The organism is Kitasatospora sp. NPDC088742, from assembly GCF_055584905.1.
This window is the reverse complement of record NZ_JBVJLD010000057.1, coordinates 32,722-58,423: the sequence shown is the minus strand read 5'-3', so window position 1 is coordinate 58,423 and position 25,702 is coordinate 32,722. Positions and strand designations below refer to the sequence as shown.

The 25,702-nt window shown below is 73.9% G+C and carries 25 protein-coding genes; 7 read left to right on the top strand and 18 right to left on the bottom strand.

Annotation, left to right across the window (positions count from 1 at the left end):
• The 3 genes from ACZ6ZR_RS33035 to ACZ6ZR_RS33025 all read left to right on the top strand — a co-directional run.
• Positions 1 to 418 (top strand): GNAT family N-acetyltransferase (locus ACZ6ZR_RS33035; RefSeq protein WP_465648743.1); only part of this gene is annotated, 418 nt, incomplete at its 5' end.
• A 57-nt stretch (positions 419 to 475) separates the two neighbouring features.
• Positions 476 to 979 carry a UTRA domain-containing protein gene (locus tag ACZ6ZR_RS33030; protein WP_465648741.1) on the top strand — a complete coding sequence of 168 codons (504 nt, stop codon included), beginning with the start codon at positions 476 to 478 and terminating at the stop codon, positions 977 to 979.
• Positions 980 to 1,048: 69 nt separating this feature from the next.
• Positions 1,049 to 1,897 carry a hypothetical protein gene (locus tag ACZ6ZR_RS33025; protein WP_465648739.1) on the top strand — a complete coding sequence of 283 codons (849 nt, stop codon included), beginning with the start codon at positions 1,049 to 1,051 and terminating at the stop codon, positions 1,895 to 1,897.
• 71 nt (positions 1,898 to 1,968) lie between these two features.
• Here ACZ6ZR_RS33025 and ACZ6ZR_RS33020 read toward each other — a convergent pair whose 3' ends face one another.
• The 5 genes from ACZ6ZR_RS33020 to ACZ6ZR_RS33000 all read right to left on the bottom strand — a co-directional run bounded on the left by ACZ6ZR_RS33020 (position 1,969) and on the right by ACZ6ZR_RS33000 (position 9,177).
• Positions 1,969 to 3,147 (bottom strand): acyl-CoA dehydrogenase family protein, encoded by a 1,179-nt coding sequence (locus tag ACZ6ZR_RS33020; protein WP_465648737.1) that lies wholly within the window; start codon positions 3,145 to 3,147, stop codon positions 1,969 to 1,971.
• Positions 3,148 to 3,188: 41 nt separating this feature from the next.
• Entirely contained in the window at positions 3,189 to 5,099 is a 1,911-nt protein-coding gene (locus ACZ6ZR_RS33015; protein ID WP_465648735.1) for an acetyl/propionyl/methylcrotonyl-CoA carboxylase subunit alpha, read from the bottom strand.
• Between the two features lie 31 nt (positions 5,100 to 5,130).
• A complete protein-coding gene (locus ACZ6ZR_RS33010; RefSeq protein ID WP_465648733.1) occupies positions 5,131 to 6,729 on the bottom strand; it encodes an acyl-CoA carboxylase subunit beta in 1,599 nt (532 codons plus the stop codon).
• Positions 6,726 to 8,351, bottom strand: coding sequence for an acyclic terpene utilization AtuA family protein (locus ACZ6ZR_RS33005; protein WP_465648745.1), 1,626 nt, complete (start codon positions 8,349 to 8,351; stop codon positions 6,726 to 6,728). Before ACZ6ZR_RS33005 ends, ACZ6ZR_RS33010 begins: the two co-directional genes overlap by 4 nt.
• 370 nt (positions 8,352 to 8,721) lie before the next feature.
• On the bottom strand, positions 8,722 to 9,177 hold the full coding sequence (locus tag ACZ6ZR_RS33000; protein WP_465648731.1) for an ArsI/CadI family heavy metal resistance metalloenzyme: 456 nt from the start codon (positions 9,175 to 9,177) through the stop codon (positions 8,722 to 8,724).
• A gap of 89 nt (positions 9,178 to 9,266) precedes the next feature.
• Between ACZ6ZR_RS33000 and ACZ6ZR_RS32995 the strand changes: the two genes are divergently transcribed.
• The 3 genes from ACZ6ZR_RS32995 to ACZ6ZR_RS32985 are packed head-to-tail and all read left to right on the top strand — an operon-like array spanning position 9,267 to position 10,838.
• A complete protein-coding gene (locus ACZ6ZR_RS32995; RefSeq protein ID WP_465648729.1) occupies positions 9,267 to 9,644 on the top strand; it encodes an ArsR/SmtB family transcription factor in 378 nt (125 codons plus the stop codon).
• The gene (locus tag ACZ6ZR_RS32990; RefSeq protein ID WP_465648727.1) at positions 9,641 to 10,375 is read left to right on the top strand and encodes an aquaporin; all 735 of its coding nucleotides are present in this window, start codon (positions 9,641 to 9,643) and stop codon (positions 10,373 to 10,375) included. Before ACZ6ZR_RS32995 ends, ACZ6ZR_RS32990 begins: the two co-directional genes overlap by 4 nt.
• 31 nt (positions 10,376 to 10,406) lie before the next feature.
• Positions 10,407 to 10,838, top strand: coding sequence for an arsenate reductase ArsC (locus ACZ6ZR_RS32985; protein ID WP_465648725.1), 432 nt, complete (start codon positions 10,407 to 10,409; stop codon positions 10,836 to 10,838).
• A 25-nt stretch (positions 10,839 to 10,863) separates the two neighbouring features.
• Here ACZ6ZR_RS32985 and ACZ6ZR_RS32980 read toward each other — a convergent pair whose 3' ends face one another.
• The 5 genes from ACZ6ZR_RS32980 to ACZ6ZR_RS32960 all read right to left on the bottom strand — a co-directional run bounded on the left by ACZ6ZR_RS32980 (position 10,864) and on the right by ACZ6ZR_RS32960 (position 15,846).
• Positions 10,864 to 12,078, bottom strand: coding sequence for a PqqD family protein (locus ACZ6ZR_RS32980; protein ID WP_465648723.1), 1,215 nt, complete (start codon positions 12,076 to 12,078; stop codon positions 10,864 to 10,866).
• A complete protein-coding gene (locus ACZ6ZR_RS32975; protein ID WP_465648721.1) occupies positions 12,075 to 13,208 on the bottom strand; it encodes a HesA/MoeB/ThiF family protein in 1,134 nt (377 codons plus the stop codon). The genes ACZ6ZR_RS32980 and ACZ6ZR_RS32975 overlap by 4 nt, the downstream gene beginning before the upstream one ends.
• Positions 13,209 to 13,564: 356 nt before the next feature.
• Positions 13,565 to 14,068: a GNAT family N-acetyltransferase gene (locus ACZ6ZR_RS32970; RefSeq protein ID WP_465648717.1), complete on the bottom strand. Its 504-nt coding sequence runs from the start codon at positions 14,066 to 14,068 to the stop codon at positions 13,565 to 13,567.
• Positions 14,069 to 14,144: 76 nt separating this feature from the next.
• A complete protein-coding gene (locus ACZ6ZR_RS32965; protein WP_465648715.1) occupies positions 14,145 to 14,243 on the bottom strand; it encodes a hypothetical protein in 99 nt (32 codons plus the stop codon).
• 184 nt (positions 14,244 to 14,427) lie between these two features.
• Positions 14,428 to 15,846 (bottom strand): MFS transporter, encoded by a 1,419-nt coding sequence (locus ACZ6ZR_RS32960; RefSeq protein WP_465648713.1) that lies wholly within the window; start codon positions 15,844 to 15,846, stop codon positions 14,428 to 14,430.
• Between the two features lie 65 nt (positions 15,847 to 15,911).
• Between ACZ6ZR_RS32960 and ACZ6ZR_RS32955 the strand changes: the two genes are divergently transcribed.
• Positions 15,912 to 16,730, top strand: coding sequence for an ArsR/SmtB family transcription factor (locus ACZ6ZR_RS32955; RefSeq protein ID WP_465648710.1), 819 nt, complete (start codon positions 15,912 to 15,914; stop codon positions 16,728 to 16,730).
• Here the strand turns inward: ACZ6ZR_RS32955 and ACZ6ZR_RS32950 are convergent.
• From ACZ6ZR_RS32950 to ACZ6ZR_RS32915, 8 genes are all read right to left on the bottom strand, one after another.
• The gene (locus tag ACZ6ZR_RS32950) at positions 16,727 to 17,734 is read right to left on the bottom strand and encodes an MASE1 domain-containing protein (RefSeq protein WP_465648708.1); all 1,008 of its coding nucleotides are present in this window, start codon (positions 17,732 to 17,734) and stop codon (positions 16,727 to 16,729) included. The two genes, ACZ6ZR_RS32955 and ACZ6ZR_RS32950, sit on opposite strands and share 4 nt — an antisense overlap.
• Before the next feature lie 96 nt (positions 17,735 to 17,830).
• Entirely contained in the window at positions 17,831 to 18,640 is an 810-nt protein-coding gene (locus tag ACZ6ZR_RS32945) for a PP2C family protein-serine/threonine phosphatase (RefSeq protein WP_465648706.1), read from the bottom strand.
• Between the two features lie 142 nt (positions 18,641 to 18,782).
• Positions 18,783 to 19,742, bottom strand: a complete 960-nt coding sequence (locus ACZ6ZR_RS32940; RefSeq protein WP_465648704.1) for an alpha-ketoacid dehydrogenase subunit beta — start codon at positions 19,740 to 19,742, stop codon at positions 18,783 to 18,785.
• The gene (locus ACZ6ZR_RS32935) at positions 19,739 to 20,743 is read right to left on the bottom strand and encodes a thiamine pyrophosphate-dependent dehydrogenase E1 component subunit alpha (RefSeq protein ID WP_465648703.1); all 1,005 of its coding nucleotides are present in this window, start codon (positions 20,741 to 20,743) and stop codon (positions 19,739 to 19,741) included. Before ACZ6ZR_RS32935 ends, ACZ6ZR_RS32940 begins: the two co-directional genes overlap by 4 nt.
• Entirely contained in the window at positions 20,740 to 21,657 is a 918-nt protein-coding gene (locus tag ACZ6ZR_RS32930) for a phytanoyl-CoA dioxygenase family protein (protein WP_465648701.1), read from the bottom strand. The genes ACZ6ZR_RS32935 and ACZ6ZR_RS32930 overlap by 4 nt, the downstream gene beginning before the upstream one ends.
• A gap of 32 nt (positions 21,658 to 21,689) precedes the next feature.
• Positions 21,690 to 22,685 carry a 4-hydroxyphenylpyruvate dioxygenase gene (gene hppD / locus ACZ6ZR_RS32925; protein WP_465648699.1) on the bottom strand — a complete coding sequence of 332 codons (996 nt, stop codon included), beginning with the start codon at positions 22,683 to 22,685 and terminating at the stop codon, positions 21,690 to 21,692.
• A gap of 63 nt (positions 22,686 to 22,748) precedes the next feature.
• Positions 22,749 to 24,032, bottom strand: coding sequence for a beta-ketoacyl-[acyl-carrier-protein] synthase family protein (locus tag ACZ6ZR_RS32920; RefSeq protein ID WP_465648697.1), 1,284 nt, complete (start codon positions 24,030 to 24,032; stop codon positions 22,749 to 22,751).
• On the bottom strand, positions 24,029 to 25,648 hold the full coding sequence (locus ACZ6ZR_RS32915) for a class I adenylate-forming enzyme family protein (protein ID WP_465648695.1): 1,620 nt from the start codon (positions 25,646 to 25,648) through the stop codon (positions 24,029 to 24,031). The genes ACZ6ZR_RS32920 and ACZ6ZR_RS32915 overlap by 4 nt, the downstream gene beginning before the upstream one ends.
• Positions 25,649 to 25,702 lie beyond the last annotated feature (54 nt).

Genomic DNA, 25,702 nt, shown 5'->3' with positions numbered 1-25,702 from the left:
CGAGCCGTTCCCGCTCGACCAGTTGGCCCGTTACCAGGAGTCCGGGCTGGCCTGGGTCGCCGTCGACCCCGTGGACGACCGGCCGGTCGCCTACCTGCTGGCCGAACGCGTGGACGGCAACCTGCACGTGGAGCAGATCTCCGTCCTCCCCACGCACGCCCGCCGGGGCGTCGGCCGCGCCCTGATCGAACACGCCGCCGCCCGGGCCGTCGCCGAGGGCCTGCCCGCGCTCACCCTCACCACCTTCGCCGAGGTGCCCTGGAACGCCCCCTACTACACCCGCTGCGGCTTCCACCCCGTCCCCGACGCCGACCTGACCCCCGGTCAGCGCGCCATCCGCGCCGAGGAGGCCGCCCACGGCCTGGACCGCTGGCCCCGGCTGGTGATGATCCGCCCGCTCGAAGCCGCGGTCCGCTGACCCGCTCCTGGTTCTATCGTTCCTCCCGGAGATCCGCACCGAGCTGGAGGAACTGCCGTGCCCGAGGAGCCGCTGCACGCCCGGATCGCCCGCGAGGCCCTCGCGCAGCTCGGCGCCGAAGGGCTGACCGAGACCCGCCGCGGCTCCGGCACTCGGGTCCGCACCTTCCGGCCGGTCCTCCGCCACGGCACGCGGCGCCTCGACCGCTCCGTCTGGGGCAGCGGCCGGTCGGTGTGGGACCTCGACCTCGACGGCCGGCCGCAGTCGGTGGACCGGCTGTCAGTCCGGGAGGAGCCGTGCCCGGAACGCCTCGCCGACGCGCTGGGCGTCAGCGCGGGTGACCCGGTGTGGGTGCGGGAGCGGCGATACCTGGTGGAGGGGGAGCCGGTGATGCTCGCGGTCTCGTACCACCCGGGGTCGATCGTGGCCGGATCCGCGATCACTCGGGAGGACACCGGCCCCGGGGGCGCGCCGGCCCGCCTGGCGGAGCTCGGCTTCTCTCTGGAACTCGCGCGTCCGAGGACGGCACCACACTGCGCGCCGCCCCCGATAGGAACGTGATGCGCTTCACCGTCCCGCCCCCGCCGCTCGACCTCGCCTGTCGGCCCCGAGCCGGAGGCCCTGGTCCCGGTGCTCCAGCTGTACGCCCGGGAGGTACCGGCGTTGGAGTACCCGTCGGGTGCCGACTTGCTCCAGCTGCTCTGGTGCCCGCTGATCCACTCCGAGCAGGACCAGTGGTCGCCGGTGCCGGTGCTGTACTGGCGCGCGGCTGCCGAGGTGGCGTCAGGACCGGTGCTGGAGACGGTGCCCGAGCCCCACGAGTACGACGAGGAGTACGTCCCGCTGCCCTGCGTGCTGCACCCGACCGAGGCCGTCGAGTACCCGGGGTACGGCCTGCCAGTGGAGGAGCGGACCCGGCCGGGCTCGGGCTGGGAACTGGACGGGGGCTCGGACGAGGACGAAGTGCACGGCATGCAGATGGGCGGGCTCGGAGGGCTCTACGTCTTCGTCTGCCGGGTCTGCCCGGGGTGGCCCACGGTGCACCGCTACGAACAGCGTGGCGCGGGCCACGTCGGTGTGGTGCCGAGCTGTGCGGGACACCGGCCGGTCGGCCGGGATCAGTACCGTGCGGGCCACGTCCAGGGCCTCGCGGTAGCGGTGCTGATCGACGAGCGTCGAGACCTCGTGAACCGCGGTGTTGGTGGTGCCGAAGACGAGCGACTGCTGGTCGTAGGTGCCGATCCCGTCGGCGATCCGACGGGCCTCGGCCAGGTGTTCGGCGGCGGCCTCCGGCTGGTGGTCATGCCGTGCGTGAAGGACACGATGGCCGGGCACCCGCAGTTCCCGAAGAGCGTGGAGGTGCTCCGGGCGGCGGGTGTGCGGGTGCTGCTCGGGCCGGGCGGCTTCGTACCGCACGCGTCCGGACAGGCCGAGCCGTACCCCTGGGACGCGGCGTTCAGGGCGGCCGAGGAGGGGTGAACCGCGGAACGGCCCGAGTCATGGGTTCATCGCCTGGCTCGGGCCGTTCCGGCTGTCGGTGCGTCTGGAGCTCAGTAGGAGCGGGGGAGGCCGAGGGTGTGCTGGGAGACGTAGTTGAGGATCATCTCGCGGCTCACCGGGGCGATCCGGGCGACGCGGGTGGCGGTGAGGAGGGAGGCGAGGCCGTACTCCTGGGTGAGGCCGTTGCCGCCGAGGGTGTGGACGGCCTGGTCGACGGTGTGGCAGGCAGCTTCGGCGGCGGCGTACTTGGCCATGTTGGCAGCCTGGCCGGCGGCCTGGTCGTGGCCGAGGTCGTAGAGCTGGGCGGCGCGGGAGGTCATCAGGCGGGCCAGTTCGATCTCGATGGCGCACTGGGCGAGGGGGTGGGCGATGGCCTGGTGGGCGCCGATCGGGGTGTCCCAGACGGTGCGGGTGCGGGCGTAGTCGGTGGCGATGTCCAGGGCCTGGCGGGCCAGGCCGAGGGCGAAGGCGGCGGTCATCACCCGCTCCGGGTTGAGACCGGCGAAGAGCTGGTCGAGGCCGGCGTCCTCGGCGCCGACCAGGGCGTCGGAGGGCAGCCGGACGTCGTCCAGGAAGACCTGGAACTGCCGTTCCGCGGTGACCAGTTCCATCGGGATCGGCCGGTACTCGAAGCCCGGCGTCTCGCGCGGGACGACGAACAGCGCGGGCTTGAGCCGCCCCGTCCGGGCGTCCTCGGTGCGGGCCACGAAGAGCACCGCGTCGGCGTGGTCCACGCCCGAGATGAAGACCTTGCGGCCGGTCAGCAGCCAGTCGGTGCCGTCCCGGCGGGCGGTGGTGGTGAGCCGGTGGGAGTTGGAGCCGGCGTCCGGTTCGGTGATGCCGAAGGCCATCCTGCGGGTGCCGTCGGCCAGGCCCGGCAGCCAGCGCTGCCGCTGCTCGGGGGTGCCGTAGCGGGCGATCACCGTGCCGCAGATCGCAGGGGAGACGATCATCATCAGCAGTGGCGCCCCAGCTGCGCCCAACTCCTCTAGGACGATGGCGAGTTCGGTGATACCGCCGCCCCCGCCGCCGTACTCGATGGGCAGGTTGACGCCGAGGTAGCCGGCCTTGCCGGCCTCCGCCCAGAGCTCCTCTACGGGCTCCCCGGCGCGGGCCTTGCGGCGGAAGTACTCGGGGCCGTAGCGGCGGGCGAGGTCGCCCACGGCCCGGCGCAGGGCCTGGTGTTCCTCGGATTCGACGGTGCTGGGCAGCGGTGCGGACGCGGACATGAGGGTGGTCCTTTCCGTGCGACAGAGGGATGAGGTGGCGGTCAGCTCTCGACCACGGCGAGCAGGGTGCCGGGCTCGACCTGCTGGCCGACGGTGACGCGGAGTTCGGCCAGTACGCCGTCGGCGGGCGCGCTGATCCGGTGCTCCATCTTCATCGCCTCCAGCCAGAGCAGCGGCTGCCCGGCGGTGACGCGCTCGCCGGGTTCGGCGCCGGTGCGGGTGACCGTGCCCGGCATCGGGGCGAGCAGGGCGCCGGGGGCGTGGGTGGCCACCGGTTCGGGCAGGAGCGGGAGTTCGGTGAGTGCGACGGCTCCGGTCGGGCCGTCCAGGTGGAGCCGGTCGCCGTAGCGGGCCAACTGCCAGCGGTGGGTGACTCCGGCGATCCGGAGTGCCACCGACTCCGTTGTGCGGGAGAGGAGTTCGAGGTCGGCGAAGCCTTCGGCGTGCAGGCCGGAGCGGTCGAGCCGGAAACGCACCAGGTGCTCGGTGCCGTCCTCGGAGCGGTAACGGCGCTGCTGCGGCTGGGAGCTGAGGTTGCGCCATCCCGGCGGGAACGGGCCGGAGCCGGCCCCGGCGAGGGCGGCCACCAGGGCGGCCAGGGGCTGGTCGGGGCGGTGGCCCGTCAGGTCGTGGGCGGCCAGGAAACCGGTGTGCAACTCGCCTGCTAGGAAGGCGGGATGGCGCAGCGCGGCGGTGAGCAGGGCGCGGTTGCTGCCAGGACCGTGGATCCGGGCCCGGTCCAGGGCGGTGGCGAGCAGCCGGGCCGCCTCGGGGCGGGTCGGTGCCCAGGCGATCAGCTTGGCCAGCATCGGGTCGTAGTGCGGGCCGATCTCGGTGCCGTCGTCCACGCCCGAGTCCAGGCGCAGGCCTCGCTCCGCTGAAGAGACCTCGAACTCCACGCTCACGCCCGGCACTTCGAGCCGGTGCAGCCGCCCGGTGCGGGGCTGCCAGTCCTGTTCGGCGTCCTCGGCGTAGAGCCGCGCCTCGATCGCGTGGCCCCGGGTGGCCGGCGGCTCCGGTGGCAGGGCGGCGCCCTCGGCGATCCGCAGCTGCCAGGCCACCAGGTCCAGCCCGGTGACGCACTCGGTGACGGGGTGCTCCACCTGGAGCCGGGTGTTCATCTCCAGGAACCAGCACCGGCCGTCCGGCCCGAGCAGGAACTCGGCCGTCCCGGCGCCCCGGTAGCCGATCGCCCGGGCGGCCGCGACCGCCGCGCGGTGCAGCTCGGCGCGCAGCCCGTCGGAGAGCCCGGGGGCCGGGGCCTCCTCGATCACCTTCTGGTGGCGGCGCTGGAGCGAGCAGTCCCGGTCGCCGACGGCCCAGACGGTGCCGTGACCGTCCGCGAGCAGCTGCACCTCCACGTGCCGCCCGTCCGGCAGGTACGGCTCGCAGAACACCTCCTCGTCCCCGAAGGCCCGCCCCGCCTCCGCCCGCGCCGCCGCCAACTCGCCCGGCAGGTCGGCCAGTCGGCGCACCACCCGCATGCCCCGCCCGCCGCCGCCCGCCGCCGCCTTGACCAGCAGCGGCAGGTCCGCCTCGGTCGGCTCGGCCGGTGCGGCGAGCACCGGCACCCCGGCCTCCGCCATCAGCCGCTTGGCCGCCGTCTTGGAGCCCATCGCGGCGATCGACTCCGGTGGCGGCCCGATCCAGACCAGCCCGGCGTCCAGCACGGCACGGGCGAACTCGGCGTTCTCGGACAGGAATCCGTACCCCGGATGGACGGCGTCCGCCCCGGCCGCCAGGGCCGCCTTCACCAGCAGTTCGCCGCGCAGGTAGGTCTCCGCCGCCGTCGCACCGGGCAGCCGGACGGCCGCGTCGGCCTCCCGGACGTGCGGGGCGTCGGCGTCGGGGTCCGAGTGCACGGCGACGGTGGCGATGCCGAGCGCCCGGCAGGTGCGGAAGACCCGGCGGGCGATCTCGCCCCGGTTGGCGACCAGTACCGATGTGATCATCCGTCAGTCCCTCTGTTCTGGTAGCTGCTGCCTACATCCGGAAGACGCCGTAGCCGCGCGCGCCCTCCACCGGGGCGCTGTGGATCGCGGAGAGGCAGATGCCGAGTACGGTGCGGGTGTCCCTGGGGTCGATCACCCCGTCGTCGTAGAGCCGGCCGGAGAGGAAGACCGGCAGTGACTCCGCCTCGATCTGCTGCTCCACCATGGCCCGGATCGCCGCGTCGGCGTCCTCGTCGTAGGGCTGCCCCTTCGCCGCCGCCGACTGCCGGGCCACGATCGAGAGCACCCCGGCCAGCTGCTGAGCGCCCATCACCGCCGACTTGGCGCTGGGCCAGGCGAACAGGAAGCGCGGCTCGTACGCACGGCCGCACATGCCGTAGTGGCCGGCCCCGTAGGAGGCACCGATCAGCACGGAGAGGTGCGGGACCTTGCTGTTGGAGACCGCGTTGATCATCATCGCGCCGTGCTTGATGATGCCGCCCTGCTCGTAGGCCTGGCCGACCATGTAGCCGGTGGTGTTGTGCAGGAAGAGCAGCGGGATGTCGCGCTGGTTCGCCAACTGGATGAACTGGGCGGCCTTCTGGGACTCCGGGCTGAACAGCACGCCCTGGGCGTTGGCCAGGATGCCGACCGGGTAGCCGTGCAGTTCGGCCCAGCCGGTCACCAGGCTCGGCCCGTACAGCGGCTTGAACTCGTCGAAGTCCGAGCCGTCCACGATGCGGGCGATCACCTCGCGCGGGTCGAACGGCACCTTGAGGTCGGCGGGGACGAGACCGAGCAGCTCCTCCTCGTCGTACTTCGGCGGCTCGGCGGTGAGGTCGGGGGAGGCCCCGGCCTTCTGCCAGCGCAGGCGCCTGACGATCCGTCGGGCGGTGCGCAGCGCGTCGTGCTCGTCCTCGGCCAGGTGGTCCGCCAGCCCGGAGGTGCGGGCGTGCATCCCGGCGCCGCCCAGCGACTCGTCGTCCGACTCCTCACCGGTGGCCATCTTCACCAGCGGCGGCCCGCCGAGGAAGACCTTCGCCCGGTCGCGGACCAGCACGGTGTGGTCCGACATGCCGGGCACGTAGGCCCCGCCGGCGGTGGAGTTGCCGAACACCACGGCGATGGTGGGAATGCCGGCCGCGGAGAGCCGGGTGAGGTCGCGGAAGAGCGCCCCGCCGGGGATGAAGATCTCCTTCTGGCTGGGCAGGTCGGCCCCGCCGGACTCCACCAGGTTGACCAGCGGGAGGCGGTTGGCGAGGGCGATCTCGTTGGCGCGCAGGGCCTTGCGCAGGGTCCACGGGTTGCTGGCCCCGCCGCGTACGGTCGGGTCGTTGGCGGTGATCACGCACTCGGTGCCCTCGATCACCCCGATCCCGGTGACCAGCGCCGCGCCCACCGGGTAGTCGCTGCCCCAGGCGGCGAGCGGCGAGAGTTCCAGGAACGGCGAGCCGGGGTCGAGCAGCAGCTCGATCCGCTCGCGGGCCGGCAGCTTGCCCCGACTCCGGTGCCGCTCCAGGTACTTGGGGCCGCCACCGGCCAGCGCCTTGGCGTGCTCGGCGTCCAGCTCGGCCAGCTTGCCGAGCATCGCGGTGCGGTGCTCGGCGAACTCCGGGGAGGACGGGTCGAGGCGGGTGGGCAGCGTGGTCACAGCAGCTCCTCCGGGAGGTCGACGTGGCGGGCCCGCAGCCACTCGCCGAGGGCCTTGGCCTGCGGGTCGAAGCGGTGCTGGGAGGCGACCCCCTCGCCGAGCAGGCCGACCAGCTCGAAGTTGACGGCGCGCAAGTGCGGGAGGAGGTGGCGGTGGATGGTCAACCCGGCGGTCTCCGGCAGGAGTTCGCGGAGGCGGTCGACGGTGAGGTGGTGGGCCAGCCAGCGCCAGCCCGCCTCGCTGCGGGCCCAGACGCCGAGGTTGGCGTCGCCGCCCTTGTCGCCGCTGCGGGCGCCGAAGGCGAGGCCGAGCGGGGTGCGGCGGGTGGGGCCGTGCGGCGGCGGAAGTGGAAGAGGCGGCTCGGTGGCGGGCTCCAAGATCTGTGTGATCTTCGAGGGTTGGATGGTGCGGCGGGTGCCGTCCGGCAGGACGGCGGTGTGCGGGACGGCCGTGGCGTCCAGGTAGGCGGCCTCGAAGACGCCGTACGGGGTGGCCGGCCCGGGCGGGGCCGTGACGTGGAAGCCCGGGTAGCCGGAGAGCCCGAGTTCGACGGCGGCCGCGGTGAAGGCCCGGCCGACGGCGTGCTGGTCCTGGCTGCGGACCGTGACGCGGAGCAGCGCGGAGGCGGTCTCCTCGGTGGCGGCGTCGGGGTGGTCCGTGCGGGCGAGCGTCCAGCGGGCGTCCATGTCGGCGATGCGGTGCGCGAGTTGACGCTTGACCAGCTCGGCCTTCGCTTCGATGTCCAGGCCGGTGAGGACGAACACCACTTCGTTGCGCCAGCCGCCGAGCCGGTTGAGGCCGACCTTGAGGGTGGGGGGTGGGGCCTCGCCCCGTGCCCCGTCGATCCGGACCCGGTCCGGGCCCTGTTGGCTCAGCCGGACGGAGTCGAGGCGGGCGGTGACGTCCGGTCCGGCGTACCGCGCGCCCGAAGTCTCGTACAGCAGCTGGGCGGTGACGGTCTCGGTGGTGACCGCACCGCCGGTGCCCGGGTGCTTGGTGATCACGCTGGAACCGTCCGCGTGCAGCTCGGCGATCGGGAAGCCGGGGTGGGTCACGTCGTGCTCGCCGAAGAAGGCGTAGTTCCCGCCGGTGGCCTGCGCCCCGCACTCCAGCACGTGACCGGCCACCACCGCCCCGGCGAGCGCGTCCAAGTCGCCCTCGCCCCAGCCGAAGTGGGCCTGCGCGGGGCCGCTCACCAGCGCGGCGTCGGTGACACGTCCCGTCACCACCAGCTGGGCGCCGGCCTTGAGGCACTCGGCGATGCCGCGGCCGCCGAGGTAGGCGTTGGCCGCCAGCAGCCCGGGCGGCAGCCCGAGGTCGGGCCGTCCGAGGACGTCGTCCCCCTCCACCACGCCGACCGCGAGCGGGATCCCCTGCTTGGCCGCCAACTCGTGGACGGCTTCGGCGAGTCGGGCCGGATTGAGGCCGCCCGCGTTCACCACGAGCCGCACGTTCCGGTCGGTGGCCTCGCCGAGGCACTCCTCCAACTGCCGCAGGAACGTGCGGGCGTAGCCGAGCCCCGGGTCCTTGAGCCGGTCCCGCGCCAGGATCAGCATCGTGAGCTCGGCCAGGTAGTCCCCGGTCAGCACGTCCAACGGCCCGCCGGTCAGCATCTCCCGCATCGCCGCGAAGCGGTCCCCGTAGAACCCCGACGCGTTCCCGATCCGCAGCACCCCGAGTCCCCTCCGACTGGCCTGGCCCCGCCCGACGCGCAGCAGCCTGACAGGCCCTCAGGAACAAATCAAGCATGCCTGCTTGTTTCTGTTGGACCCAGTCCGGAAGGAGGCCCCCTTCGGGGGGCGCGAGTCGCATCCGCTTCGCCGTGCAAGCTGTCACCGAGAGCGCCACAGTGGGGCCGACTGGGCCGGCCCCGGCGCCGACCGCGCCTCCTCCGTCAGGTGTGCCGAGCCCTGACCGCTCGCGACGCTCGACGGACCGTCAGTGCCACCGGGAACCGGCGGATCTGACGGTCGGCCGGGGCGCCGGAGTGGGTCAGCAGGCGCATCCTGCGGCGGCTTGTGCCTGCTCGGTGGTGGTGCAGCAGGCGCTGGGGGCGCCGTCGGCGCTCTTGCCCAGGGTGTCGGCGTCGGCCTTGACGACGTAGACCTCCCAGGGCTCCCGGCCCGGGCCGTGGACCCAGACCTTGTCCTGGAGGGCGTAGCAGCAGGAGGTGTCGTTCTCCTCGAAGGTGGCCAGTCCGGCGTCCTTGAGGCGGTCGGTGGCGGCGGCGACCTGGTCGGCGGTGGCGACCTCGACGCCGAGGTGGTCCAGGCGGGTGTCCTCGCCGGGCTCGCCCTCGATGAGGACGAGCTTCAGCGGGGGTTCGGTGACGGCGAAGTTGGCGTAGCCGGGGCGGCGCTTGGCGGGCTCGGTGCCGAACAGCTTGGAGTAGAAGGCGATGGAGCCTTCGAGGTCGGCGACGCGAAGGGCGAGCTGAACGCGGGACATGGCGGTCTCCCCGATCCGGGATGCTTGATTCGACAGTTCTCGATACAGGGAGCTTGCCCCTGGGGATAGATGGCTGTCAACATAGACGCATGTCGAATCTGGAACTTGAGGTGCTCGGGCAGGACGACGCCGTCGCGTGCTGCTCGCCGATGGTGCGCGAGCCGCTCGAAGAGGCCGCTGCCGCCGACCTGGCGAAGATGTTCAAGGCCCTCGGGGACCCGGTGCGGCTGCGGCTGCTGTCGCTGATCGCCTCCCACGAGGGCGGCGAGGCGTGCGTCTGCGACCTGACCGGCCCGTTCGACGTGTCCCAGCCGACGATCTCCCACCACCTCAAGGTGCTGCGCGAAGCGGGCCTGGTGGGCTCCGAGCGGCGCGGGACCTGGGTCTACTACTGGGTGATCCCGGCGGCGCTGGCCAAGTTGTCCGCCCTGCTGGAGGCCCCGGGCCGGTCCGAGGATGCGAGATGACCGCCGCCGTTCCGCTCGGCCGCCGGGTCGCCGCGGAGTTCGTCGGGACCGCCGCCCTGGTCGCGGTGGTGGTCGGCTCCGGCATCCAGGCCAGCCGGCTGTCGCAGGACGTCGGACTGCAGCTGCTGGCCAACTCGCTGGCCACCGTGTTCGGCCTCGGCGTGCTGATCCTGCTGCTCGGCCCGCTCTCCGGTGCCCACTTCAACCCGGTGGTCACCCTGGCCGCCTGGTGGACCGGCCGGCGCTCAGGCGGCCCCGGTCTGCGTGAGGTCGCGGCCTACGCCGCCGCCCAGACCGGCGGTGCGATCGCGGGGGCGGTGCTGGCGGACGCGATGTTCGCCGAGCCGGCGGTGGCCTTCTCCACCCATGACCGGTCGTCACCGCACCTGTGGCTGGGGGAGGTCGTGGCCACCACCGGCCTCGTCCTGCTGATCTTCGGCCTGGCCCGGACCGGCCGCGACCGCTTCGCCCCCGCCGCGGTCGCCTCCTACATCGGCGCCGCCTACTGGTTCACCTCCTCGACCTCCTTCGCCAACCCGGCGGTGACCATCGGCAGGGCCTTCACGGACAGCTTCGCCGGCATCGCCCCCGCCTCGGTGCTGCCGTTCGCCGTCGCCCAACTGGTGGGCCTGGTGGCCGGCCTCGCACTCCTCGTCCTGCTGTTCGGCCGCCCGGCACCCGCCCCGATCGAACCCGCTCCGGTGCCGCGCCCGGCCACCACCACCGCCTGACCCCGTCCAGACCGCGAAGGATCCAACTGCCGTGAGTGCTCCCGCCGTTCCGTCCGTGCTGTTCGTCTGTGTCCACAACGCCGGCCGCTCCCAGATGGCCGCCGCCTTCCTGACCCATCTCGGCGGCGACCGGGTCGAGGTCCGCTCCGCCGGTTCCGCCCCGGCCGACTCCGTGAACCCCGCGGTGGTCGAGGCCCTGGCCGAGGTCGGGATCGACATCTCCGCCGAGACCCCCAAGGTGCTGACCGCCGAGGCCGTCCGGGCGTCCGACGTGGTGGTCACCATGGGCTGTGGCGACGCCTGCCCCTTCTTCCCCGGCAAGACCTACCTGGACTGGAAGCTGGACGACCCGGCCGGCCAGGGCGTCGAGGCGGTCCGCCCGATCCGCGACCAGATCGAGGCCCGGATCCGTGGCCTGCTCGCCGACCTCGGCGTGCCGTCGAACGTGCCGACCAGCTCCTGACGGCCGCCCAGGTTCTGACGGCCCGTCAGTCCGCTGGTGCGGGGCGGAGGCGGGAGCGGCGTTCGCGGACGGAGACGGTCAGGAGGGTGCCGAGGTTCAGGGTCAGGATGAGGAGGAAGCCGAGGCCGTCGAGGCGGGAGAGGAGGTCGTCGGAGGCCAGGGCCTCGACGGAGCGGCGGACCAGGGAGACGGTGGCGGGGAGGACCAGCCAGCAGAGGTTGGCGAGGGCGACCAGGATTCCGGCGACGTGGAGGGGGAGGTAGCGGCGGACGATGCGCTGCTCGCGCTCCGGGATGCCGGTCAACGGGAGCTGGGGGCGGCCGCGCAGACGGTTGGTCAGGTTGCGCAGCATCAGGCGGGCGTCGGCGTTGAGGTTGCCGAGGCGGAGCCAGTTGGTGAGCACGTAGTAGAGGTCGGTGCGCAGGAAGACCGCGCACTGGAAGACGAACTGCACGGCGCACAGGTAGGCGACGGCCCGGGCGTAGCCGCTGTCGAGGCCGGCCAGGCGCAGCGACCAGCAGGCCAGCAGTACGGTCAGGTCGAAGGTGATGCCGGCCAGGTAGGGCGCGTAGCGCTCCTTGCGGGGGAGGGCGCGCACGCCGGTCATGTCGGTCTGGGCGACCAGGAAGTACATCCGGCGGCCGACCGAGAGGGAGCCGACGCAGCCGCGGGCGCGGGCGGTGAGGAGGTGGGCCAGCTCGTGCAGGAAGATCAGGGCCCAGCCGATCAGAGTCAGGATGATCATGCTGGTCATCGGGCGGGAGTTGACCAGGGCGTCGCGGGAGTGCGGCAGGAGTTCGGGGCGGGCCAGCAGCAGGGCGGGGACGGCGAGCCAGACCAGGACGTACAGCGCGCGCAGCGGTGGCGCGAGCAGCCAGCCGACGGCGGACTGCGGGAGGCCGGCCAGCAGCCGCCACCCGCGTGGCCGGGCCGGGTCGGCCGGTGCGGCCTCGGCTGCCACCGGCCGTCCGTCCACGGCGCGGACGAAGCCGCACTCCTCCAGGGCGGCCAGGAAGTCCGCCAACTCCGGTGCTGCGCCGTAGCGTTGGGTGAAGCGTTCGCCCACCTCGGCCAGCGTGAGGCCGTCGGACAGCCACTCGATGATCGCCACGCCCTCGCCGGGGAGGCCGATGAAGGTCCCGGTGTCGGGGCGCCCCACCTCGTGCACGCCGTCCTCGGGCGGGCCGATGTGCAGGGGGTGGAGGGCGACGGTGCTGGTGTCGGTCAGCGGGCCGGTCATGTCCGGTGCTCCGTCGGGGAGTTGGCGGTGGGTGGGGCCGAGCAGGTCGGGCAGTCGGGGCGGCGGACGCCCTCCGCGTAGTCGACCTCCATCCGCTGGAGGTCGAGGATCAGCCGGCGGCCCCTGATGGCCGGGACGGCCGCGCCGGTGAGCTGTTTGGTGACCTCCAGCGCGGTGATGTTGCCGACCAGACCCGCGACCGGGGCGGTGCAGGGGTTGACCCCGGTCTCGCCGAGCTGCTCGACGATGTAGGTGGCGGCCGCGGCGTAGTCCGCCGACTCCTCGCGCGCGGTGCGCTGCACGCAGTCGAAGCAGGCCGTCTCGTACGGCACGTGGAGGAACGCACTGACCGTCAGGCCGGAGTTCCCGGCCCGCACCCACGGGACGCCCTCGGCCAGGGCCGCCTCGTTGAACCACTCGTAGATCCGCAGCCGGGGCCGGTCCGCCGCGCAGACCACCAGGTCGCGGCCGGCGGTCCAGCGCCGGGCGTCGGCGACCCCCGCCACCCGGGCCACGTGCGCGGTCACGGTGCTGTGCGGGTTCACGGCGGCCAGGCGCTCGGCGGCGGCCTCCGCCTTCGGGCGGCCGACATCCGAACTGCCGTACAGCACCTGGCGGTTGAGGTTGGAGGGATCGACCGAGTCGTGGTCCACCAGGACCAGGTCACCCACGCCGAGCGCGGCCAGCGACAGGGCGGTGAAGGTGCCCAGCCCACCGAGGCCGACCACGGTGACCTTGGCCAGCTTCAGGCGCTCCTGGTAGTCGAAGCGGGTGGTGCCGGGTTGGTGGAAGTGCGAGAAGAACTCGAAGTTGCGCCGGTAGCGCACCACTTCGGCTTCGCTGAGCACGGCAGGGGGCGCGTCGGCGGCGTCCTCCAGGAAGCCCGCCTCGTCGAGCCCGGCGATGGCCGCCTCCACCTCCGCCGCGGACACGGTGGGGTCGAATTGGAGCATCGCCTCCGAAACCTGAGCTGTCGTCAGGCTGCCGTCGAGCAGGCGCAGCAACTGCCGGACGTGCCCCTGCGCGTCGTCCTGGAGGTCGGCGGCGATGCCTAGGTCGGTGCCGAGCCGGATCCGGCCGCCGCCGAGCGGAATCGGAGGCAGGACGGGCTTCACTCTGGGCCGTATCACGGTGTTTCCTCTCCGGTCCGCGGACCGGGAGGGGAGCCGGCGTCACGCGACCGCCGTTGCCGGCTCCCCTCCCGGGAGTGGATCAGCAGTCGTTGGTCAGCTCACAGCCGGCGGTGGTCTCGATCTTCTCGAGCCGGCGGACGACGATCGCCATGGGACACCTCCCTCCCGGGTGTCGGGTGCGTCTCCGGACCGTCGGCCTCGGAGTCGCACCACCATCACCCGCCCGCCGTCCCGAGCACATGGGCCGCCGGTCCTCTGTTCCGCCCGGGGCTCCGTACGGGCCGGTGCGGCCTGGCGGCGTGCACAGACGCTGAAGTGGACTGCGATGTAACCGAGTTGAACCCAGGGGTGGGCTACTGCGGCAGTTGGAACGTGATGGCGGAGGGGCCGGTGAAGTCGGAGGCGAGGGCGTCCATGACCAGTTCGTCGCAGACGCGGCCGAGCCAGTACCCGGCCTCGCGCAGCGTTCCGGCGGCCTTGAAGCCGGCCTTCTCGTAGGCGCGGACGGCAGCTCTGTTGGGAGCGAGGACCTTGAGCCAGATCATCCGCAGGTTGGTGATGTGGAAGGCGTAGTCGAGGGTGAGGCGGGTGGCGGCGGTCCCCAGGCCCTTGCCGCGGGCCTCGGGGGCGAGCATGACGACGTACTCGGCGGTGCGGACGGCCTGGTCGGGCAGCAGGGTGGTGACCCCTGCGGGGACCGGCACTTCGCCGGTGAGGTCGTAGACGGTGAAGCGGATGTTGTCGCCGCGGAGCTGGTGGGCGGTGCCCTCGGTGCGGGCCTCCAGGGATTCGGGCTGCTGGCGGCCGTAGCCGACGAGCAGGGCCGGGTCCTGTTCCCACCGCCAGTAGGTCTCCACGAGCCCGGCGCGGTAGGGGCCGAGGCCGCAGGTGTCGTCGCGGACCTAGTGCCGGGCACGGCACTAGATGATCGGCTCAGCGGTGGCGGTGATGGCGGGCTCCGAGGGGGAGGACGGGCGTGTAGGCGAGGGTGGAAGGTGGTTCGGCCACCGCTGCGCCGTCCTCAGTCTGCACCCAGGCGTGCAGCCGCAGGGGGTCCGCAGCGATCCCGTGGCACCAGGCAGGCGGCGCGGGCCGGGGAGCGCCAGTCGGGGCGGCGGCAGGTTGACGCGGCGCGCTCGACGGCGCGGACGAAGCGGAGCACCGCGAACGGCGGGTCGCTGACCCATGGAGCCCAGTGGGCTGCGGTGACGGGCCGTCAGGGGCTCTTGTGCCGTGGGGGTCGGAGTGAGCGGGTGAGGAGGGCGGCGGTGGTGAAGGCGGTTGCGGCGAGGGTGGCGGAGAGGTGGAGGGCGGTGGTGGGGTCGGGGGAGGTGGCGGCGAAGGTGCCGAAGAGGGCTACGCCGAGGGTGCTGCCGATCTGGCGGGAGACGTTGAAGACGGCGGTGGCGATACCGGTGCCGGCGGGTGGGGCGGAGGTGATGACGGTGGCGACGGCGGCGAGGGCGGTGGTGGTCTGGCCGAGGCCGGTGGCGGTCAGGGCGAGGAGGAGGGCAGGGTAGGGGGTGTCGGGGCCGGCGAAGGTCCAGGCCAGGAAGCCGGCGGCGCCGAGGAGGAGGCCGGCGAGCATCGGGAGGTGCGGGCCGGTGCGTGCGGCGATGCGGCCGAAGAGCGGGGCGGCGAGCAGGCCCATGCCGGCGGAGGGCAGGAGGGCCAGGCCGGTCTCCAACGGGCCGAGGTGGCGCTGCTGTTGGAAGTAGAGGGTGGTGAGGAAGAGCATCCCGTAGTAGCCGAAGCTGATCAGCAGGCCGATCACGGTGGTCGCGGTGAAGGCGCGGGAGCGGAAGAGGGCCGGGTTCAGCAGCGGCAGGCGGGCGGCAGCGCGGGTGGAGAGGGCGCGCTCCACCAGGACGAATGCCGCCAGGGCCGCGGCGCCCACGCCGAGGGCGGAGAGCGTGACGGGAGACGTCCAGCCGCGTGAGCCCGCCTCGTTGAGGCCGCCGGCCACCCCGGCGAGGCCGAGGACGGCGAGCAGTTGGCCGGCCGGGTCCGCCTTCCGGGCCGTCAGACGGGCTGTGGTGGAGGGGAAGTGTCGCAGGGTCAGGAGGAGGGCGAGTGCGCCGAGCGGCAGGTTGAGCCAGAACACCGCGCGCCAGTCCGCCGCCGCGACGAGCAGTCCGCCGACCGCCGGCCCGGCGCCGAAGGCGACCGCCGCGACGGCACCCCAGACGGCTACGGCCCGGGCCCGATCGGCGCCGCCGGGGAAGGCCGCCTGGAGCAGGGCCAGCGAGGCGGGGACGAGCAGGGCCGCTCCCGCGCCCTGGCCGAGCCGGCCGGCGATCAGCGCGCCGGAGGTTGCGGCCAGGCCGCAGCCGGCGGAGGCGGCGGTGAACACCCCCAGCCCGGCGAGGAAGACCCGGCGCGGGCCGTACCGGTCGGCGAGTCCGCCGCCGAGCAGCAGCAGGGCGGCGAAGACGGTGCTGTAGCCGTCGACGATCCACTGGAGCGCGGAGGAACCGGTGCCGAGGGCGGACCGGACGGAGGGGAGCGCGACGTTGACGGCGGTGACGTCCAGCATCACCAGGAAGTAGCCGAGGCTGAGGGTGATCAGGGGTGCCAGGGCCGGGCGTCGGCGGAGGCGGATGCCGGTGTCGCGGTGGGGCGCTGCGATGGTCATGGTCACGAGCATCGGCGCCGGACGCTTCGTTGCCTGACGAAACGTCATGGTCCTAGGGTGGGTCCGTGCCGAACACCAGCAGCCGACCCGTCGACCCCCGTCGGGCCCCCGCCCTCAGGCGGCAGACCGACATCGCCCGCGCCGCCGCGCTGATCGCCGATCCCTCGCGGGCCGCCATCCTCAAGTGCCTCGCCGACGGCCGTCCGCTGGCGGCGGGCGCCCTGGCCGAGGAGGCCGGCATCGGCGCCGCGACGGCCAGTGTGCACCTGGCCAGGCTGGCGGAGGGCGGGCTGGTCACCGTCGAACGGCGCGGCCGGCACCGCCTCCACCGGCTCGCCGGCCCGGAGGTGAGCGCCGCGCTGGAGGCTCTTGCCGTGATCGCCCCGCCGCTGCCGATCACCTCGCTGAAGCAGGGCAACCGGAGCAACGCGCTGCACCGGGCCCGTTCCTGCTACGACCACCTGGCGGGCCGGCTCGGCGTGGCCCTGATGCGCGGCCTGCTGGAGCGCGGGGTGCTCACCGGCCACGACGGTGTGCACCGCCCCGCCGAGGCCCGCCACGACCGGCCGTCCTCCTACGGCCGCGATGTCCGGTACGTCATCGCGCCCGACGGATGGATGGTGCTCGCCGAACTCGGCGTCGACCCCGATGAGTTGGCGCCGCGCCGGCCCGCCGTTCGGTACTGCGTCGACTGGAGCGAACACCAGCACCACCTGGCCGGCGGCCTCGGCGCCGCACTCACCGCGCGCCTGTTCGCGCTCGACTGGGTGCGGTGGGGCGCCAGTCCGCGGGTCGTCCTGCTGACCGAGGCGGGCGCCGAAGGGCTGGCCCGTACCCTCGGGGTCGACCTGACGGACCAGCAGCCGACGGACGGCAACCCCTAGAAACCGTCCTCCGGTGGCAGTCGGTCGCCGGGGAGGCCGGGGGCCAGGCGGCGGACCACCTCGGCCAGTTCGACGCAGGCCTGTTCGAGGCGGCGGTTGGTGTCGCGCTGTTCGGCGACGATGGTCGACAGCAGCAGGCCGGTGAGCGCGGCGCAGGCGTTGAGGGCCTGGAGGGTCACCATGTCGGCGACCAGCCCGTGGTCGGCGAACGGGCCGTCGTGCCGGGTGGCGGCGGTGATGGTGAGCACGGAGACCACCGCCACGCAGGGCGCGGCGCCGAGCATCTGGAACCGGATCGCGGCCCAGATCAGGAACGGGAAGACCAGGAACAGCACGCTCAGCTTGGTGGAGGTGGCGATCACCGTGACGGTCGCCGTCCCGGCCAGCAGGACGAGCGGCTCCGCCCAGTCGAGCGGCCCGGTGTCGTCGGGGATCCGGGCGGCGCGCAGGGCGAGCAGCAGCGGGGTGATCACCAGGACCCCCATCGCGTCCCCGGCCCACCAGGCCGACCAGGTGGGCCAGAAGCCGCCCTGGGGCAGGCTGCCGCTCAGCCCCAGCACCGCGGTGCCGATGGTGGCGCTGATCAGCATCCCGGCGAAGGCTCCGAGGAAGACCAGCGCCATCCCGTCCCGCAGCCGGTCCAGCTCGATGCGGAAGCCGACCCGACGGAGCATCAGGTACGCGGCGACCGGGGCCAGGGTGTTGCCCGCCACGATGCCGATCGAGCCCCAGTGCGGGGCGGCCGACGAGGCGATCACCAGGAAGGCGCCGAGGGCCACCCCGGGCCAGGACCGGAGCCCGAAGATCAGCAGGCAGGTGAGCGCGATCCCGGTCGGCGGCCAGAGCGGGGTGACCTTCGCCCCGCCGATCACCACCTGCTGCAGCAGACCGAGCCGTCCGGCCGCGAGGTAGACGGCGGTGACGGCCAGCAGGAGGGCGCCGGTGGCCGCCGGGCGGCGGAGGTCGCGGGCGCGGGGAGTGATGGGTAGCGGCACAGGAGCCATCACACTACGGTCGGGCGGCGGACCGGCCGGTGACACGCACGGAGAGCGGGTACGGAGACCGGGTACGGAGCCGCAGGTACGGGCAGGGCGGCCGGCTCAGCCGTGGCGCAGTACCAGGACGGCGGCGTCGTCGGTGTGCCCGGTCAGTTCGGCCACCGCCAGCAGCTCGGCCGCGAGCTGCTCCGGGTCGGCCGCCCGGCCGCGGTCGCGCAGGACGGCCGCGACCTGCGCCAGGCCGGCCTCGATCGGGAACCGCGGCCCCTCGACCACACCGTCGGTGACCAGGGCGACCACCTCGGACCCGGTGAGCCGGTGGTGGTTGACCGGATAGCGCTGGCCTGGCAGCACGCCCAGCGGGGGGCCGCCCTCGTCGGGGCGGGAGAGCTGGTCGTCGTCGGCCCAGACCGGCGGGACGTGCCCGGCCCGGGCGTGCCACAGCTCTCCGGTGGCCGGGTCGTAGCGCAGGAAGACGCAGGTCGCGAACCGCCGGACGGCCAGGGATATCAGCAGGTCGTTGGCGCGACCGAGGACCTCGCCGGGGTCGGTGGTGGTGGTCGCCAGGGCCCGCAGGCCGACCCGGACCTGGCCCATCACGGCGGCCGCCTCCACGTCGTGCCCCTGGACGTCGCCGAGCGAGAACGCCACCGAGCCGTCCGGGAGCAGGAAGCCGTCGTACCAGTCGCCGCCGATGCTCAGCCCGTGCCGGGCCGGGGCGTACCGGGCCGCCACCCCGAGGCCGGGCACCTGCGGCAGCGCGGCGGGCAGCAGCTCGCGCTGCAGCGCCTCGGCCAGTTCCACCCGGGCCTTCTGCAGCTCGGCCTGCTCCAGGGCGGACGCCGTGAGCCGGCCGAGCTCGGTCAGCAGGTCGTCCGCGCTGCGGCGGGCGGTGGGGCGGCGTCCCGTCATCGGCCCTCCGGCGGCGAGTGGAGCGAGGTGGTGAAGGTCAGCCTATGTCGGCCGAACGGGCGATGGCTGCCCCGGCGGGCAGGGCCGTCACCAGCCGTGCGGGGACGGTCACTGCGGGCTGACCGCCGGTGCCGGGCGCACGCTACTTCATGACGGCGAGGACGGCGTCGCGGAGTTGGTCGCGCTGCGGTTGGAGGGCGCGGTCGAGGGCGGGGGCGAAGGGGAGGACGGTGCCGTCGGGGCGGGTGATGCGGCGCGGCGGGGCGGTGAGGCGCATCTGCTCGGCGGCGGTGGCCAGGACCTCGGCGCCGATGCCGCAGCTGCGGTTGGAGTCGTCGATCACCACCAGGCGGCCGGTGCGCTCCAGGGAGGAGGCCAGGGCGTCCCAGTCGAAGGGGTAGAGGGTGCGGGGGTCGAAGACCTCGACCGAGATCTCGGGGGCGAGCTCCTCGGCAACGGCCAGGGCGTCGTGGACGAGGTGGCCGACGGCGACCACGGTGACGTCGGTGCCCTCGCGGTGGACGCGGGCCTTGCCGAGCGGGATCGGGGCGAGCTCCCAGGTGACGGTCTCGCGGACGGCCAGGGCGGCGGCCGGGGCGAAGACCACGACCGGGTCGGGGTCGGCGACGGCCGAGCGGAGCAGTCCGTAGGCGTCGGTGGGGGTGGCCGGTACGACGGTCTTCATCCCCGCGTGGGCGAACAGGCTGTAGGGGTGGTCGGAGTGCTGCCCCGCCCAGCCGTCCCGGGAGCCGGAGCCGGGGACCAGGCAGGTCAGCGGCACGCTCGCCTGACCACCCGTCATCAGCGAGAACTTGTGGGCCTGGTTGACGAGTTGCTCGAAGACCAGGAAGAGCAGCGAGGGGATCTGGAACTCGATCACCGGCCGCCGCCCGGTCAGCGCTGCGCCGATCGCCATCGAGGTGAAGGCCTGCTCGGAGAGCGGGGTGTCGACGATCCGGCCGGGGCCGAACTGCTTCAGCAGGTTGAGGGTGGGGCCGGCCATGCCCGCGCCGATGTCCTCGCCGAACACGCAGACGGCCGGGTCCTCGGTGAGGGCGTCGGTGAGCGCCCGGTTGAGCGCCTTGGTGTAGGAGAGCCTCATGCGGCCACCCCCGCCCTCGGGCGCAGCCCGTCGGCGTAGAGGTGGTCCAACGCGCCGTCGGGGGAGGGGAGTTCGGAGGAGAGTGCGAACTCCGAGGCGGCGGCCAGCTGTTCGGCGACGGAGGCGTCCAACTCCGCGGCGAGGCCGGGCGGCAGGAGGGCGGCGGCGCGCGGCAGCGGGTCGAGGCCGCGCCAGCCGTCGATCTCCTCGGGGGTGCGGTAGTGCAGTTTCATCAGCCGTTCCATGGTGTGGTGGCCCTCGTAGCGGTAGGTGCGGCACTCGAGGAAGCCGGGGCCGCCGCCGGCGGCGGCTCGTTCGACCGCCTCGGCGGCGGCCGCGCGGACGGCCTCGGTGTCCATCCCGTCCACCTCGGCGGACGGGATGCCGAAAGCGGCGGCCCGGCCGACTGCGCTGCCCGCCACGGCGGTTGCGGCCGGGAGGGTGGTGGCGTAGCCGTTGTTCTCGCAGACGAACAGCACCGGCAGCTGCCACATCGCGGCCAGGTTGAAGGCCTCCAGCAGGACGCCCTGGTTGAGGGCGCCGTCGCCGAAGAAGGCGACGGCGACCCGGTCCTCGCCGGCCTGCACGGCGGACCAGGCGGCGCCGACCGCGATGGCGCCGCCCGCGCCGACCATGCCGTTGGCACCCAGGATGCCGAGGGAGAAGTCGGCGGCGTGCATCGAGCCGCCCCGCCCCTGGTTCAACCCGCCGGTGCGGCCCAGGAGTTCGGCGAGCAGCCGGTCCGGGGCCGCACCCTTGGCGAGCACGTGGCCGTGGCCCCGGTGGGTGGAGGTGATCCGGTCCTGCGGGCGCAGCGCGGCGCAGACGCCGACCGCCACCGCCTCCTGCCCGATGTAGGGGTGGATGCCGCCGGTGATCTCCCCGGACCTCACCAGGCCGAGCGCGAGCTCCTCGAAGCCGCGGATCAGCCGCAGCATCCGGTAGCGCCCGGCGGGGGAGTCGAGGTCGGTGGGGGAGTCGAGGTCGGTGGGGTCGGTCACGGGGTGCCGGTCCAGACGACGGGGCAGATCTCCGGGTCGGCGTAGTCGGGGCGGCCGTCGAGGGTGCGGCGGACCACCACGTCGTGGTTGTAGGAGGCGGGGCTGCCGTCCGTGCGGGTGGCGTGGCGGTACTCGTTGGCGCCGTCCTGGAGGTGCAGCGAGACGGCCCGGCGCGGGGTGTCGGCCAGGTTGGCGCCGCTGCCGTGGTAGGTGCGGCAGTGGTGGAAGGAGACGTGGCCGCGCGGGATCTCGACCGGGACCTTGACCACCTCGGCGCCGTTGTACGCGGCGTTGGCGGCGAGGATCTCGTCCAGTTCGGAGCGGTCGCGCTGGGCGAAGTGGCGGGTGGCGTCCTCCCCGGAGGGGAGCTCGCGCCAGCGGTGGCTGCCGTCGACCATGGTGATGGTGCCGTTCTCCACCCCGCAGTCGTGGAAGGGGATGAAGGCGGTCAGCATGTCGTCCGAGGTCGAGGTGTGCCAGTAGTGCTTGTCGAAGTGCCACGGCACGTGGTTGGAGGGCTCACCGGCGATCGGCGGCTTGAGGATCAGGGTGGACTGGAAGACCCGGATCTCCTCCGCGCCGGCGAGCAGCGCGGCGACGGCGCCGACCAGCGGCTTGCGCAGGATCGCGCCGATCGCGTCGCTCTCGAAGTGCACGTAGTCGTTGTGCCGTTGGACCGGTCCGTGCGCGGGCTCCCAGGCGGCCAGGCGCGGCGGGCGGACGGCGAGGGTGCGGTCGCGGTGGCCCTCGTAGTACGTCTCGGTGGCGGCCTGGAGGGTGTCCAGCTCCTGGTCGGTGAACAGCTTCTTCGAGAGGTACCAGCCGTGCTCCTGGTAGCCGGCCACCTCCTCGGGCGTGGGCAGCAGGGCGCGCTCGGCCTCGGTCAGGACGAACTCGGATGCGGTGGTGGTCATGCGGGGTTCCTCTCGGGAGGGCGGACGGCGCGTCAGACGGCGGCGGAGGCGGTGGCGCGCTGGCGCTCGACGGCCTCGTAGAGGGCCTTGATGTTGGCGGTGCCGAAGGTGCCCGCGCCCTGACGCTCGATCAGCTCCAGGAAGAAGGTCCGCCGGGGGTGGGTCGAGCGGGCGAAGATCTGGAACAGCTGGCCGCCGTGGTCCTGGTCCACCAGGACGTCCAGCTCGCGCAGGGTCTCCACCGGGATCGCGGTGCCGCCCAGACGTTCGGTCAGGGCGTCGTAGTAGGTGCCCGGGGTGGAGAGGAACTCGACGCCCTGCGACCTGGCGGCGCGGACGGCGGTGGCGATGTCCCCGGTGCGGAAGGCCAGGTGCTGCACCCCGGCGCCGTCGTGGTCGGCCAGGAAGCGGTCGATCTGGCCGGCCCGGCGGCTGGTGTCCGGCTCGATCAGGGTGAAGGTGACCTCGCCGGAGGCGCTCTGCACCACGCTGGAGTCCATCGCCTGCTCGCCGACCTCGATGTACTCGCCGAAGATCCGGTGGAAGCCGAGCGCGGCCTCGCAGAACGTTACGGCGGAGGCGAGTTGACCGGCCGGGACGCAGATCGCGGCGTGGTCCAGCGCGTCCAGCAGCCCGCCGCCGGCCGGGGTGGGAGCCTCGTCCAGGGGGACGAAGCGCAGCGCGGTGTCGCCGAAGCCGGCGATCAGCCGGGCCTCCCGGTCCAGCACCGCGGCGCCGTGCCGCTCGGCCCGCTCCAGCGCGGCCTGCGGGTCGGTGCAGCCGAGGGCCAGTGCGGCGACGCCCTCGCCGTGCCGCTCGACGTAACGGGCCACCGGGTGGTCGGTGTTCTCGCTGGAGCGCAGCCGGATGCGGGCGCTGCCCTGGTGGAGGTGGACGGCGCGCGCCCCCGGGTGCCAGGCGGGCTGCTCGGCGTCGCGCCGGAAGCCGTAGGCGGCCTGGAGGTCGGAGGCGGTCTGCGCGGCGTCCGCGCAGTGGTACTCGACGTGGGCGATCGTCTGGATGGACAACGGGGCTCCTGTCGGGAGGAGTTGGGTGCAGAGGGGAGCGGGGTGCGGTGGCCTGCCCGGCGGCTACCTGGCGGCGCTGGTGGGTGTCCGGCCGAAGATCAGGCTGGTGTTGTGGCCGCCGAACGCGAAGGCGTTGCTCAGCGCGTAGCGCAGCTCGGCCGGGCGGGCCGCGCCGCGGACGTGGTCCAGGGCGCAGGCCGGGTCGGGCTCGGCGAGGTTGAGCGTGGGCGGGAGCAGTCCGCGGGCCACCGCGAGCACCGAGACGATCGCCTCCAGCGCGCCGGCCGCGCCGAGCAGGTGGCCGGTGGCGCCCTTGGTGGAGCTGACGGCGGGTCCGTCCGGGCCGAACACCGCCCGCAGAGCGGCCGATTCGGCCACATCGCCGATCTTGGTGCCGGTGCCGTGCGCGTTGACGTAGCCGATGTCGGCGGCGTCCAGCCCGGCGTTGGCCAGCGCGGTGCGCATGGCGTCCGCCGCGCCCTCGCCGTCCGGGCGGGGCATGGTCGGGTGGTGGGCGTCGGTGGTCGAGCCCCAGCCGACCAGCTCGGCGTAGCCGGCCGCGCCGCGGGCGGCGGCGTGCTCGGCGCTCTCCAGCACCAGCACCCCGCTGCCCTCGCCGAGCACGAAGCCGTTGCGGCGCAGGTCGAAGGGACGGCTGGCCTGGGCCGGGTCGTCCCAACCCTGGGCGAGCGCACGGGCGTTGGTGAAGGCGGCGGCGATGGTCGGGTGCAGCGAGGACTCCGTCCCACCGCACACCACCACGTCCGCGTCGCCGGCCCGGATCAGCCGCAGCCCCTCGGCCACGGCCTGGGCCCCGGCCGCGCAGGCCGTCACGATCGCGGTGCTGAAGCCCCGGATCCCGTGCTTGATCGCCACCCGGGCGGTGGCCATGTTGGAGAGCATCCCGGGCAGCAGGTACGGGCTGACGCCGGGGCGGCCGCGCTCCAGACGGCGGTGCGACTGCTGCTCGAAGGTCTCCAGACCGCCGCCGCCGGTGGCCAGCACCACGGCGGTGCGGCGGGGGTCGACGTCCCGGCCGACCACCAGGCCCGCGTCGGCCAGCGCGTCGTCGGCGGCGGCCAGGGCCAGCAGGACGAAGCGGTCCACGCAGCGGGTCTCGGTGGGCGGCAGGACCTCGGTGCCGTCGATGTGCGGGGCGATCCCGGCGAACGGCAGCCAGCCGTGCGCGGCATGGCCCTCCGGCACGGCGACGATCCCGCTCCGACCCGCCGTCAGCGCCTCGAAGACCTCGGCGGGCTTGCGGCCCAGCGGAGTGAGCAGGCCCATCCCGGTGACGACGGCGCCGGGACGCCTGGTGCTTGCGGAGGCGGTGGTGGCGGCGTTCATCGGGCGACCGCCGAGGCGAGGTAGCGCTCGCGGAGCAGGACCTTGCGGACCTTGCCGGTCGGGCCGAGCGGGATGTCGTCGCCGCCGACCACCAGGACCGAGCGGACGGTGGCGGCGGTGTGCTCGTCGAGTGCGGCGACCACCTCGGCGGTGCGGTCGGCGGCCGGGTCGCCGCCGTCCTCCAGGGTCAGCAGCACGTCGGTGACCACCTGGTCGCCGTCCCTCACCGCGACCACCGTGCAGTCCAGCACGCCGGGGACCCGGGCCAGCACCCGCTCCTCGGACATCGCGGTGTACAGCCGGTGCCCGTTGCCGAGGTCCACCGAGTCCACCAGGCGGTCCACGTGGTAGTAGTAGCCCTCCTCGTCCCGGTACATCAGGTCGCCGGTGAGGAAGCGGCCGCGCAGCCGGGTGCGGTAGGTGGTGACCGAGTCGTTCCAGTAGCCCGGCGCCAAGGTCGGTGAGGCGGTGGCGAGTTCGCCGACCTCGCCGGGGCCGAGCGGCTCGCCGTCCGGGCCGACCACCTCGCAGTCCACGAAGGTGTGCGGGCGGCCGACGCAGCGGCCGTACTTCTCGGTGCCGGGGGCGTGGGTGATGAAGAAGTGCGAGTGGCCCATCTCGGTGGAGCCCAGGCCGTCGACGAAGACCGAGCCCGGCTCGCGGCCGCGGCCCTGGCGGGTGACGGTCTCGCGGGAGCCGGCGGCGATCAGGCGTCGGATGTGCGCCTCGTGCGCGCAGTCGCCGGTGTTCCACCAGAGCGCGACGGTGTCCAACGTCCGGGCGGACAGGTCGTGGTGGGCCAGGTCGGCCCAGGTGGCGGCGAAGCCGATCACGCCGCGCGGCTGCCAGCTCTCGATGGCGTCCAGCACGCCGTCCCCCGACTGCCTTGACAGCAGCGCGAGTTCACCGTGGGTGCTGAGCGCGAAGTTCACCGCGATGAGGGTGGCCGCGTGCGGGGCGGGCAGCGCGGAGAGCATCCGGTCGCCGCCCTGCGGGCGGGGCAGTGTGGCGCGGTGGCGGATCGCCGCGTACAGGCTGGCGTGCGAGTGCACGACCGCCTTGGGCATCCCGGTGGTGCCGGAGGAGTGGGTGATCGCCACCGGGTCCTGCTCCGAGTGCCGGTACGGCGCGGGCGCGGAGTCCGGGTCGCCGGAGCCGAGTTCGGCGGCGTCGGCCAGCACCGGGGCCAGCGGGTCGTACCCGGCCAGCTCGGCCCGGTGCTCGGGGTCGGTGAGGATGCCGACGGCGCCCAGGCGGGCGATGTAGCGGGCGGCGCGCTCGCCCTCCACCTTGGGGTTGAGCAGCGCGGGGATGGCGCCGAGCCGGGCCAGGGCCAGGAAGGAGAGGACGTGGTCGGCGGCGGCGGTCGCGTACACCGCCACCGGGTCGCGGCGGCCGACCCCGAGGGCGTGCAGCGCGGCGGCCCGGGCCCGGACGGCGCGGTCCAACTCGCGCAGGGTGAACGGCTCCCAGGCGGCGTGGTCGTCCACCGGGGTGTCGAAGGTCAGCAGCGGGTCGTCGAGACCGATGCCGAGCGCGATCCGGGTGGTCAGCACGTTCCCGGCGCCGACGTCCGGGTCGTTCGCCAGGATGTTGCGGATGGTGCGGATGCTCACGGTGATTGATCCCTCCCATGGCGCTGGCCATGCGGGTGCGGTGTGCGGCGTCGG